The sequence below is a fragment of the Nevskia sp. genome (assembly GCF_023266035.1).
Taxonomy (GTDB): Bacteria; Pseudomonadota; Gammaproteobacteria; order Nevskiales; family Nevskiaceae; genus Nevskia.
The window spans coordinates 1-12006 of sequence record NZ_JAHFRY010000030.1; the positions used below are offsets into that span (position 1 = coordinate 1).

Sequence of the window (12006 nt, forward strand, 5' to 3'; positions counted from 1 at the left end):
CCGGACAGGCCTTCGCCACCGAAGGGCTGCACGCCGACCACCGCGCCGGTCATGCTGCGATTGATGTAGACGTTGCCGACCTTGGCCCGCGACTGCACGCGCCGCCAGGTGCTTTCGATGCGGCTGTGGATGCCCAGAGTCAGGCCGTAGCCGGAAGTATTGATCGCATCGACCACCGCATCGAGCCGACGCGACGAGAACCGCGCCACGTGCAGGATCGGCCCGAAGTGCTCCTCATCCAGCGCTTCGATGCCGCTGATCTCGACCGCCAGGGGCGCCACGAAACTGCCGTGTGCGCAGCTGTCCGGCAGGCTCAGGCGCTCGATCAGCTTGCCGCTCTGGCTGATCGCGGTGGCATGGGCTTCGAGCCTGGTGCGCGCCGCTTCATCGATCACCGGGCCGATATCGGTCGCCAGCAGCGCCGGGTCGCCGATGGTCAATTCCTGCATCGCGCCTTTCAGCATCTCGATGGTCTTGTCGGCGATGTCGTCCTGCAGATACAGCACCCGCAGCGCCGAGCAGCGCTGGCCAGCCGAACCGAAGGCCGAAGCCAGCGCGTCCTTGACTACCTGCTCGGGCAGCGAGGAGGAGTCGGCAATCATCACGTTCTGGCCGCCGGTCTCGGCAACCAGGGTGGCGATCGGCCCATCGCGCAGGGCGAGCTGACGATTGATCAGGCGCGCAACTTCGCTGGAGCCGGTGAAGGCGACGCCAGCAACACCGGCTGCGGCGATCAGCGCTGCACCAACGGCGCCATCGCCGAGCACGCACTGGAACACGTAGCTCGGCACGCCGGCCTCGCGCAGCAGCTGCGCCATCGCGGTGGCGATCATCGGCGTCTGTTCGGCGGGCTTGGCGATCACCGGATTGCCGGCGACCAAGGCCGCCGCGATCTGGCCGGTGAAGATCGCCAGCGGGAAATTCCAGGGGCTGATGCAGACGAACACGCCCCGGCCATGCAGCTGCAGTTCGTTGTGCTCGCCAGTCGGGCCGGCCAGCGTTTCCGGATGAGCCAGCAGGCGGCGCGCTGCGGCGGCGTAATAGCGCAGGAAGTCGGCGGCTTCGCGGACCTCGGCCTGGGCATCGCTCAAGGTCTTGCCGGCTTCCTCGATCAGCAGGCGCAGGAACAGCGGCCGCGCGGCTTCGAGGCGATCGGCGGCGCGATCGAGAATCGCCGCACGGCTTTCGACCGGGATCGCATTCCAGCGCTCGGCCGAGCCGACGGCGGCGGCAACCACATCGGCCGCAGCGGCCGGATCGAAGGCCAGCCATTCACCGAGCGCGACTCGGCGATCGGCCGGCTTGCGCAAGGTCTGCGGCGCACCGGTGGTGGCCGAGCCGTCGTAGCACAGCGAGGCGACGCGGGTCAGCGGCTCGGCGCTCTGCAGATCACGGGCCAGTGCGCAGGCGCAGGTTTCGTCAGCGAGGTTCAGACCGGCGGAATTGCGCCGCGCTGCGCCGTACAGCTCGGCCGGCAGCGGCAAACCCGGATTCGGCTTCACGGCCAGCGCGCGAACCATGGCGACGGGATCGGCAACCAGCTGCTCGGCGGCGATGTTCTCGTCGAAGATGCGATTGACGAACGAGGTGTTGGCCCCGTTCTCGAGCAGCCGGCGGACCAGGTAGGGCAGCAGATCGGCATGGCTGCCGACCGGCGAATAGACGCGGCAGGGCACCGCGCAATCCTCGCGCACCACGTCGTACAGCGCTTCACCCATGCCGTGCAGGCGCTGGAACTCGAAGCCGGCCATACCGCCACCGATCGCCGTTTCGCCGGCATAGGCCTTCATCGCTGCGACGGTATGCGCATTGTGGGTAGCGAGCTGCGGATAGAAGACATCACGCGCCGCCAGCAAACGCCGAGCACAGGCCAGATAGGCGACATCGGTGTTGGCCTTGCGGGTGAACACCGGATAGCCGGCGAGCCCGGCTTCCTGGGCGCGCTTCACTTCGGTATCCCAGTAGGCGCCCTTGACCAGACGCACCGGAATCCGCCGGCCGACTTCGCGGGCCAACGCCTCCAGCCATTCGATGACCGCGATCGCCCGCTTCTGGAAACCCTGCACGGCCAGGCCCAGGCCGTCCCAATGGATCAGCGAGGCATCGCGATAGACGCGCTCGAACAGGTCCAGCGACAAGGACAGGCGATCAGCCTCCTCGGCATCGACACACAGGCTGATGCCGGAAGCGCGCGCCGATTGCGCCAGCAGCAGCAGGCGCGGCGTCAGCTCGGCGAGCACCCGGCTGCGCTTGGCGTGCTCGTAGCGCGGATGCAGCGCCGACAGCTTCACCGAGATGCCGGGCCGCGCTTCGACGCCCCCGTGGATGCTGCGCGCGGCATGGCCGATCGCGGTAATGGCATCGAGATACGAGGCCAGGTAGCGATCGGCATCGGCCACGGTCAGCGCCGCTTCGCCAAGCATGTCGTAGGAATGCCGGTACGGGCGCTGCCCCTTGGTCTGCGCGGCTTCCAGCGCTTCGTGGATGGTGCGGCCCATGACGAACTGGCTGCCCATCATCCGCATCGCCGAGCGGATGGCGAGGCGCACCACCGGCTCGGTGGAACGATTGACCAGCCGCGACCATGCCGCCTTGAACGAACCGGCGGTATCGGCCGGCGCGCGGACGATGCGGCCGGTCAGCATCAGGCCCCAGGTGCTGGCGTTGACGAACAGCGATTCACTGTGGCCGAGGTGGGTCTCCCAGTCGGCATCGGCGAGCTTGTCGGCGATCAGCTTCTCCGCCGTCTCGTCATCGGGAATGCGCAGCAGCGCTTCGGCGAGGCACATCAGCAGCACGCCTTCGTCGGACGACAGGTCGTACTCGCGCATGAAGCAGTCGAGCGCGCTCTGGGTGGCTTTCAGCTTGCGCACGCGGCGCACCCAGTCCGCCGCGGTGACCACGACCTGCGCGGTGCGTTCGGCCGGCAGTTCGGCGATCGCCAGCAGGCGATTGACGATGGCGGTTTCGTCGGCGAGATACAGCTCGGCGATCGCCGCACGCAGCGGGCTGCGGGCCGGTGGCGGGCAGTCGAAGATGAAAGCGGGCAGCGTTTCGGGCGCGTTCATGGCAGGAAATCAGATGCTGAGGCTGGCTTTCGCAGAGCGCCGGCAGCGGCGAGCCGGTGCGCGTGCGGGCTGGCGTGATGGGCAGGTGTTGCTGACTGAGCGAGCAGGTATCGGGCCGACACCGGCCCGTGCCAACCCCGTCCAAACAATTATGCTCCCCGCCCGGCATGACGAACTTCCCCGAATCGCGGCGGTCAACATCGTCCAGGGCTTGCCGGCCTGGCCGTTTGGGCTGGCCGCAAGGTTTCGCCCGCGCACAGCACGGCTTGTCCTGACCAGAATTCGTTGAACCACAACCCTATCGCCATGACGCTGCACGCCCGACTCGCTTCGCTGCTGCTCGCCTGCGCCATCGCGCTGCCGGCGGTGGCGATCGAATTCAGCCGCAAGCCGCAGGCCGGCAGCGCCGATGCGCTGCTGTCGGCCGATGCCGCGTTCAGGCTGGTGTCGGTGATCCGTGACCAGGACGCGATCCTGGTCAACTGGATGATCGAGCCGGGCTATTACCTCTACCGGCAACGGATTGCCGTCGAAGCGGTCGAGGCCGGGATCAGCCTGGGCAAGCCGGTGTTGCCGAAAGGCATCGCCGAGCACGACGAACATTTCGGCGATGTCGAAATCTACAAGACCGCTGTCGAACTGCGGCTGCCGCTGAAGGCCGGCGCGCCGGTGCCGACCCAGCTGCGCCTACGCTGGCAAGGCTGCGCAGAAGCGGGCGTCTGCTATCCGCCGGTGACCCGCGTCGTCGATGTCAGCCCCGCTTCCTGAATGAGCCCGCAGAGAATTTCATGTCGAAACTGAGTACCGTCCTGGTCATCGGCGCCTGCCTGCTGGCTGCAGCCGGTGGCTACGGCCTGAGCCAGCTCCAACACGGCGGCGAAGAGCATGCCCATGGCGAGACTCCTTCGACTCAAAAGCCCGGCACCACCGCTGCCGCGCCCAGCGAAAGCCTGCCGACCGGCATCGCCCTCAGCGACCTCGACGGCCACAAGTATTCGCTCGACGACTACAAGGGCAAGTTGATGATCGTCAACTTCTGGGCGACCTGGTGTGCGCCCTGCCTGAACGAGATTCCGATCCTGGTGAAGATGCAGGAACGCTATGGTGCCAAAGGCTTCCAGCTGATCGGCCCGGCGGTGGACGATATCGAGGAAGCCCGCCGCGCGGCACCTGGACTGAAGTTCAATTACCCGGTGGCCGTCGGTACGCCGGAAGACATGCTGGAACTGATGTCGACGCTCGGCAACGATCAAGGCGGCCTGCCGTTTTCGGTGGTCATTGCCCCGGATGGACGGATCATCGAGCGCCAGCTCGGCGAGTATTCGGAAGTCGAGCTGGCCGGCCTGATCGAGAAGTACCTGCCCCACTGAGGCCGGCTTGAACGGGGCCTTTCGGAACAGTCGTTTTCGCCGATCTGCCCCCAACGTCGACTGATCGGCGGCCATCGTCGCGTATTTCGGCCAGCTGTTTGTACCGAACTCAGGCTTCGTGCAGAATCGCCGCTCTTGTTGTTGACGAGCCTCGTGCGTGAGTCGACTGCTGCTCCTGAACGGTCCCAATCTGAACCTGCTCGGCACTCGCGAGCCGGCGATCTATGGGGCAGCGAGCCTGGCAGACATCGAATCCAGCCTGACTCGCCGCGCCGCCGAACTCGGCCACGAGCTGGCCTGTTTCCAGCGCAACCAGGAAGGTCTGCTGATCGATCGCATCCACGCGGCGAAAGCCGAAGGTGTCGCCTTCATCATCGCCAACCTCGGCGCTTTCACCCACACCTCGATCGCCTTGCGCGACGCGCTGCTCGGGGTGGCAATTCCTTTCGTCGAAGTGCACTTGTCGAACGTGCACGCCCGCGAAGCGTTCCGGCAACACTCGTATTTTTCCGACATCGCGGCTGGGGTGATCGTGGGCCTGGGGCCCATCGGTTACGACCTCGCCCTGCAAGCCGTCCACGCGCGGCTGGCATCACACCACTGAATGGGGAGCAAGAACACCATGGATTTGCGCAAGATCAAGACGCTGATCGACCTCGTCGAGGAATCGGGCATTGCCGAGCTCGAAGTCAAGGAGGGGGAGGAATCGGTTCGCATCTCGCGTTATCCGACCGGCGGCATGCAGCAGATGCCGCAGTACTACGCGCCGCCGCAGATGGCAATGCCGGCACCGAGCGCCTCATCGGGCGTGGCAGCGGCGCCGATCGCTGCGGCACCAGCCGCTTCCGAAGCACCGGCCGCGCCAGCCGTGAAGGTTTCCGAGAATCGCCACGTGGTCAAGGCGCCGATGGTCGGCACCTTCTACCGCACGCCGTCGCCGGGCGCGAAGGCCTTCGTCGAAGTCGGCCAGACGGTCAAGGCCGGCCAGACGCTGTGCATCATCGAAGCGATGAAGATGCTCAACCAGATCGAGAGCGACAAGAGCGGCGTCGTCGTCGAGATCCTGGTCGACAACGAGAAGCCGGTCGAATTCGATCAGCCGATGTTCATCATTGAGTGAAGGCCTGAACGTCCTGTTCAAGACCGGGCCATCCATGGCTCGGACTGCCCATTAGAAGGACATCCATGTTCAACAAAATCCTGATCGCCAACCGAGGCGAAATCGCGCTGCGCATCCTGCGCGCCTGCCGCGAACTCGGCATCAAGACGGTCGCCGTGCATTCCACGGCCGATCGCGACCTGAAGCACGTCCGCCTGGCCGACGAGACCGTCTGCATCGGCCCGGCCGCGGCGACTTCGAGCTACCTGAACATGGCGGCGATCATCTCGGCCGCCGAAGTGACGCAGGCCGACGCGATCCATCCCGGCTATGGCTTCCTGAGCGAGAACGCGGACTTCGCCGAAAGCGTCGAGCGCAGCGGCTTCGTGTTCATCGGCCCGCGTTCGGAAACCATTCGCCTGATGGGCGGCAAGACCACGGCGAAGGCGGAAATGATTTCCGCCGGTGTGCCTTGCGTGCCGGGTTCCGAAGGCATCCTGCCGGACGACGATCACGAGTGTCTGGCGGTCGCAGAGAAGGTCGGTTATCCGGTGCTGATCAAAGCCGCTTTCGGTGGCGGCGGTCGCGGCATGCACGTGGTTCGCAAGCCGGCTGATCTGATCGGTTCGATCAAGATCGCCCGCCAGGAAGCGCTGCAGGCGTTCAAGGACGGCTCGGTGTTTCTCGAGAAGTATCTCGAAGTGCCGCGCCACATCGAAATTCAGGTGCTGGCCGACGAGCACGGCAACGCCGTGTTCCTCGGCGAGCGCGACTGCTCGATGCAGCGCCGCAATCAGAAGGTCATCGAGGAAGCGACTGCGCCCGGCATCAGCCCCGAGCAGCGCGCCGAGATCGGCAAGCTGTGCACCGACGCCTGCAAGCGAATCGGCTATCGCGGCGCCGGCACCATGGAGTTCCTGTACGAGAACGGCCGCTTCTACTTCATCGAGATGAACACCCGCATCCAGGTCGAACATCCGGTGACCGAGATGATCACCGGCGTCGATCTGATCGTGCAGCAGATTCGCGTCGCCGCTGGCGAGCCGCTGCCGTTCAAGCAGGAAGACATCAAGATCACTGGTCATGCGATCGAGTGCCGCATCAACGCCGAAGACCCGTTCAAGTTCACGCCGTCGCCGGGTGAAGTGAAGAAGTGGCATACGCCGGGTGGCCCGGGCGTGCGCATGGACAGCCATGTCTACGCCGGCTATCGCGTGCCGCCGAACTACGATTCGATGATCGGCAAGCTGATCGTCCACGGCCCGACCCGCGAAAGCGCGATCGCCCGCATGCGCACCGCGCTCGACGAGATGATCGTCGAAGGCATCGTCACCAACATCCCGCTGCAGCAGATGATCCTCAACGATCCGACCTTCTGCGCCGGCACGCATCACATCCACTACCTGGCGTCGATGCTCGACAAGGCGGCGGGCGGCACCGGCGACGCCCACTAAGGTGTCGACCTGGATCGAACTCGCGGTCGCGAGTCATTACCCCGAGTTTGCCGAAGAAGTCTTCACTGCCTGCGGCGCCGTGTCGGTAACCATGACCGATGCCGCCGACGTGCCGGTGCTCGAACCGCTGCCCGGCGAAACGCCGCTGTGGCCGGCGACGATCACCAAGGGCCTGTTCACGGCCGGCACCGATCTCGACCTGGTGCGTGCTGCCCTCGCCGAGCAGCTGCCGGATGGCGACAGCGCCAAGACCGAAATCCTGACCGTCGAGGATCGCGACTGGGTGCGCGCCTGGCTTGATCACGCCGAAGCCATGCAGTTCGGCAAGCGGCTGTGGATCTGCCCGACCGGCCGGGAAGTCACGGCGGCCGACGCGATCATCGTCCATCTCGACCCGGGTCTGGCCTTCGGCACCGGCACCCATCCCAGCACCTCGATGTGCCTCGACTGGCTGTCGCTGAACGAGGTCGCCGGCAAGACCGTGCTCGACTACGGCTGCGGCTCCGGCGTGCTGGCGATCGCCGCGCTAAAGCTCGACGCAACGTCCGCGCTGGCGATCGACATCGACCCGCAGGCGATCACCGCAACGCTCGACAACGCGAACACCAATCAGGTTGCCGAGCGCATCACCTGCGCCGGCATCGAGCACGTGCTGGTCAATCAGTACGACATCGTGCTCGCCAACATCCTGGCCCGGCCGCTGATCGAACTGGCGCCGAAGCTGGCGGCCGCAACCAAGTTCGGCGGCCGCATCGTGCTCGCCGGTCTGCTCGAACGGCAGGCCGAAGAAGTGCGCGCAGCCTATGCGCCGTGGTTCAGCTTCGAGATCGACGGCCAGCGCGAGGGCTGGAATCGCATCAGCGGCACACGTATCGCCGCTTAACGAGCGACGTAATGTGACGAACGGGGCTACCGACGAACGGGGCCCGTCGGTATCATCCCCGTCCCCTTTGTGAACAAACGATGACGCCGTCGTGACGGCCATCGCGGCCGAGCGTCATGTCCTCGAAAAACCCTCAAGACGTCGATACCCAGACGCCCGCGCCGAAGCCGCTCTGCACCTCGGTCGCCGAGTGCATGGACGCTTACTTCCGCACCTTGAACGGTCACGCGCCGAAGTCGCTGAACCTCTACGACACCGTGCTCGAACAGGTCGAGCCGCCGCTGCTGCGCGCCACGCTCGATTACTGCGACGGCAACCAGTCGCGCGCTGCCGAACTGCTGGGCCTGAATCGCGCCACGCTGCGCAAGAAGCTGAGCCAGTACAACATCAGCACTCGCTGATAGCCTCTGATTCGCGCCGAACCCGGCAAGCAAAAGCGATCTCACGCCAAGACGCCAAGGCGCGAAAGAAAAGTCCAATGCTTTTTCGAGAATGTCTTTTTGCTTCAGTGCTGTTCTTTGCGTCTTCGCGCCTTTGCGTGAGCCAAAGCTTTTGATGTAGTCCCAACCGACGAAACAACCATGACCCTGCTGACCCCGCGCCGCGCCCTGCTGTCCGTCTCCGACAAGTCCGGCATCGTCGAACTGGCGACCGCCCTGTCCGCCCGCGGCATCGAGCTGCTGTCGACCGGCGGCACCTTCAAGCTGCTGCGCGAAAAAGGCGTGGCGGTCACCGAAGTGTCGACCCACACCGGTTTCCCGGAAATGATGGATGGCCGGGTCAAGACCCTGCATCCGAAGATCCACGGCGGCCTGCTCGGCCGGCGCGGCACCGATGATGCGGTGATGGCCGAACACGGCATCGCGGCGATCGACATCCTGGTGCTGAACCTTTACCCGTTCGAAGCAACGGTCGCCAAGCCTGGCCACACGTTTGACGAAGCGATCGAGAACATCGACATCGGCGGCCCGGCGATGCTGCGCTCGGCGGCGAAGAATCATGCCGACGTCGCGGTGGTCACCAAGGCCTCGCAGTACGCCGAGCTGCTCGCCGAACTCGACCGCGAAGGCGGCATCACGAAAGCGACGCGCTTCAAGCTCGCCGTCGCCGCGTTCAACGGCGTGGCCGCCTACGACGCCGCGATCAGCGACTACCTGTCGGCGATCCAGCCGGACGGCAGCCGCGCGGAGTTTCCGGCGCAGGCCAGCGGCTGCTTCGAGAAGGTGATGGACCTGCGCTACGGCGAGAACCCGCATCAGCAGGCCGCGTTCTATCGCGACCTGCATCCGGCGGCCGGCACGCTCGCGACCTTCCAGCAACTGCAGGGCAAGGAGCTGAGCTACAACAACATCGCCGATGCCGATTCCGCCTGGGAATGCGTGCGCAGCTTCGTCAAACCGGCCTGCGTGATCGTCAAGCACGCCAACCCCTGCGGCGTCGCGGTCAGCCTGGATGGCATCGGCCAGGCCTATGAACTGGCCTACCAGACCGATCCGACTTCGGCCTTCGGCGGCATCATCGCCTTCAACCGTGAAGTCGATGCCGCAACCGCCGCCAGCATCGTCGGCCGTCAGTTCGTCGAAGTGCTGCTCGCCTACGGCTACACGCCGGAAGCGCTCGAGGTGCTGAAAGCCAAGGCCAACGTCCGCGTGCTGGTGATTCCGCAAGGCGACGGCCGCAACAGCCATGACACCAAGCGCGTCGGCTCCGGCCTGCTGATCCAGACCGCCGACAACCGGATGATCACCGAGGCCGAGCTGAAGGTCGTCACCAAGCGAGCGCCGACCGAAGCCGAGCTGCATGACCTGATCTTTGCCTGGAAGGTCGCCAAGTTCGTGAAGTCGAACGCCATCGTCTACGCGAAGAATCGCCAGACCATCGGCGTCGGCGCCGGCCAGATGAGCCGCGTCTACTCGGCGAAGATTGCCGGCATCAAGGCGGCGGACGAGAAGCTCGTGGTTGCCGGTTCGGTGATGGCCAGCGATGCCTTCTTCCCGTTCCGTGACGGCATCGATGCCGCAGCAGCAGCCGGCATCGTCGCGGTGATCCAGCCGGGCGGCTCGATGCGCGACCTTGAGGTGATCGCCGCTGCCGACGAAGCCGGCATGGCGATGGTGTTCACCGGGGTTCGCCACTTCCGGCACTGATCGAGATGAATGAGCGCCTGACTGACTCCGAGGCTTGTGTCGACGCGATTCTCGCGCGGCTCGGCAAGCACATCGTGCTCGGTGCGCCGCTCGGCATCGGCAAGCCGAATGCGCTGCTCAATGCGCTGTACCGGCGCGCGCAGCAGGATTCGTCGATCTCGCTCGACATCATTACGGCGCTATCGCTGAATCCGCCGCAGGGCAAATCGGAACTCGAAGAGCGTTTCCTCGCGCCGGTGCGCGAACGGGTCTGGCCGAACTACCCGCGCCTCGAATATCTCGATGCCGTCGACGCCCGCGCCTTGCCGCCGAACATCCGGGTGATCGAGTTCTACTTGCGCGCGGCCAGCCAGCTCGGCAATCCGATCGCCCAGCAGGACTACATCAGCACCAACTACACGCAGGTGGCGCGCGACATGCTCGTGCGCGGCGCCAATCTGCTGGTGCAGGCGATCGCCCTGCGCGTCGACAGCGATGGCCGGCAGCGCCTGAGCCTGTCCGGCAATCCGGACGTGAGCTTGCCGCTGCTGCGCGAGCTCGAAGCCGGCCCGAAGAACTGGCTCGCCGTCGGCCAGATCAATCGCCAGCTGCCCTGGTTCGGCCGGAACGCGGAAATCGCCGAGCAGCGTTTCGATCTGGTGCTCGATGATCCCGCGCTCGACCACGCGCCGTTCGCGGTGCCGCATGAACCGGTCGGCACCGCCGAGTGGGCGATCGGCCTGCGCGCGAGTGCCCTGGTGGCTGACGGCGGGACGCTGCAGGTCGGCATCGGCGCGCTCGGCGATGCCGCCTGCCATTCCTTGCGTCTGCGGGAGCGCGACAGCGACCGCTATCGAGACGCGCTAAGCGCGATCGGCCGCAGCCCGATGATCGACAGCATCGGCGGTGACGGACGCTTCGAACGCGGGCTGTACGTTGCCAGCGAGCTGATCTCGAACCCGTTGTTTGCCCTGTTCGAGGACGGCATCGTGCGCCGCCGGGTGTTCGAGGACGAAGCTCTGCAAACGGCGATCAACGACGGCAGCGCCGCCGAACCGGCGACCGGCGGCACCGCGCTGCAGGGCGCGTTCTTCATCGGCCCGGGCGATTTCTACCAGCGCCTGAGGGCACTGGACGAGGATCGCCGCGATCTGGTCGACATGACCGGCGTCGATGAAGTCAACGCGGTCTACAAGAGCTGGTCGCTGGAACGTGCACAGCGCCGCCATGCGCGCTTCATCAACATCACGATGAAGGTCACGCTGCTCGGCGCGGCGGTCTCCGATCAGCTCGGCAATGGTCAGGTGGTGTCCGGTGTCGGCGGCCAGCATGACTTCGTCGCGATGTCGCACCAGTTGCCGGACGCTCGCTCGATTCTGCTGCTGAAGTCCGTGCGCGGTGGCAGCGACGGCAAGCCGCTGGAATCGAATCTGGTCTGGGAATTCCCGCACGCGACCATTGCCCGCCACGAGCGCGACATCGTCATCACCGAATACGGCGTTGCCGATCTGCGTGGCAAGACCGACCGCGAATGCATCGAAGCCCTGCTGGCGATCGCCGACAGCCGCCTGCAGCAGCCACTGGCAGAACAGGCCCAGCGCGCCGGCAAGCTGCCGCGCAGCTATCGGGTACCCGAGGCCAGCCGCCAGAACCTGCCGCAAAATCTCGCCGCGGCGCTGGCCCCGTTCCAGATATCCGGCCTACTGCCGAAGCTGCCGTTCGGCAACGATCTGACCGATGCCGAACTGGCGCTGGCAGCGAAGCTCGGCAAGCTCAAGACCGCCTCATCGACCTGGAAAGGACGCCTGCAATTGCTCGGTGCCTTCCTGGCGCCGGCCGATGCCGGGCAGGCCGACATCGCCGCCGCCTTGAAGCATCTGCAACTGAGCGCACCGGCTTCCGGCAAGGAACGACGGCTGGCTCGACTGGTGCGCGCCGCCTGGCGGCTGTAGGGCTTTAACCATCGGCGACTTGATTGTTGACGATACCGGCAGCTTCATCGGTGA

General features: G+C 65.7%; 10 protein-coding genes. 9 read left to right on the forward strand and 1 reads right to left on the reverse strand.

The window, feature by feature from the left end; translation table 11 throughout:
- On the reverse strand, positions 1–3068 hold a 3068-nt coding region (gene putA / locus Q0D45_RS06410), incomplete at its 3' end, for a bifunctional proline dehydrogenase/L-glutamate gamma-semialdehyde dehydrogenase PutA (protein WP_293390087.1).
- A gap of 306 nt (positions 3069–3374) precedes the next feature.
- On the opposite strand from putA, the gene Q0D45_RS06415 reads away from it, so the two are divergent.
- The 9 genes from Q0D45_RS06415 (at position 3375) to Q0D45_RS06455 (ending at position 11952) form a co-directional block, all read left to right on the forward strand.
- Positions 3375–3836, forward strand: a complete 462-nt coding sequence (locus Q0D45_RS06415) for a protein-disulfide reductase DsbD N-terminal domain-containing protein (RefSeq protein WP_293390090.1) — start codon at positions 3375–3377, stop codon at positions 3834–3836.
- Between the two features lie 20 nt (positions 3837–3856).
- Positions 3857–4438 carry a TlpA disulfide reductase family protein gene (locus Q0D45_RS06420; protein WP_293390093.1) on the forward strand — a complete coding sequence of 194 codons (582 nt, stop codon included), beginning with the start codon at positions 3857–3859 and terminating at the stop codon, positions 4436–4438.
- A 157-nt stretch (positions 4439–4595) separates the two neighbouring features.
- Entirely contained in the window at positions 4596–5042 is a 447-nt protein-coding gene (gene aroQ / locus Q0D45_RS06425) for a type II 3-dehydroquinate dehydratase (RefSeq protein WP_293390096.1), read from the forward strand.
- Between the two features lie 18 nt (positions 5043–5060).
- Positions 5061–5558, forward strand: a complete 498-nt coding sequence (gene accB / locus Q0D45_RS06430; protein ID WP_293390099.1) for an acetyl-CoA carboxylase biotin carboxyl carrier protein — start codon at positions 5061–5063, stop codon at positions 5556–5558.
- A gap of 65 nt (positions 5559–5623) precedes the next feature.
- Positions 5624–6991, forward strand: a complete 1368-nt coding sequence (gene accC / locus Q0D45_RS06435) for an acetyl-CoA carboxylase biotin carboxylase subunit (protein WP_293390101.1) — start codon at positions 5624–5626, stop codon at positions 6989–6991.
- Position 6992: 1 nt separating this feature from the next.
- Entirely contained in the window at positions 6993–7874 is an 882-nt protein-coding gene (gene prmA, locus Q0D45_RS06440; protein WP_293390104.1) for a 50S ribosomal protein L11 methyltransferase, read from the forward strand.
- A 116-nt stretch (positions 7875–7990) separates the two neighbouring features.
- On the forward strand, positions 7991–8275 hold the full coding sequence (locus tag Q0D45_RS06445) for a helix-turn-helix domain-containing protein (RefSeq protein ID WP_293390106.1): 285 nt from the start codon (positions 7991–7993) through the stop codon (positions 8273–8275).
- 180 nt (positions 8276–8455) lie between these two features.
- On the forward strand, positions 8456–10021 hold the full coding sequence (gene purH / locus Q0D45_RS06450; RefSeq protein ID WP_293390109.1) for a bifunctional phosphoribosylaminoimidazolecarboxamide formyltransferase/IMP cyclohydrolase: 1566 nt from the start codon (positions 8456–8458) through the stop codon (positions 10019–10021).
- A gap of 5 nt (positions 10022–10026) precedes the next feature.
- Positions 10027–11952 carry an acetyl-CoA hydrolase/transferase C-terminal domain-containing protein gene (locus Q0D45_RS06455; protein WP_293390112.1) on the forward strand — a complete coding sequence of 642 codons (1926 nt, stop codon included), beginning with the start codon at positions 10027–10029 and terminating at the stop codon, positions 11950–11952.
- The last annotated feature ends 54 nt before the right edge of the window (positions 11953–12006 follow it).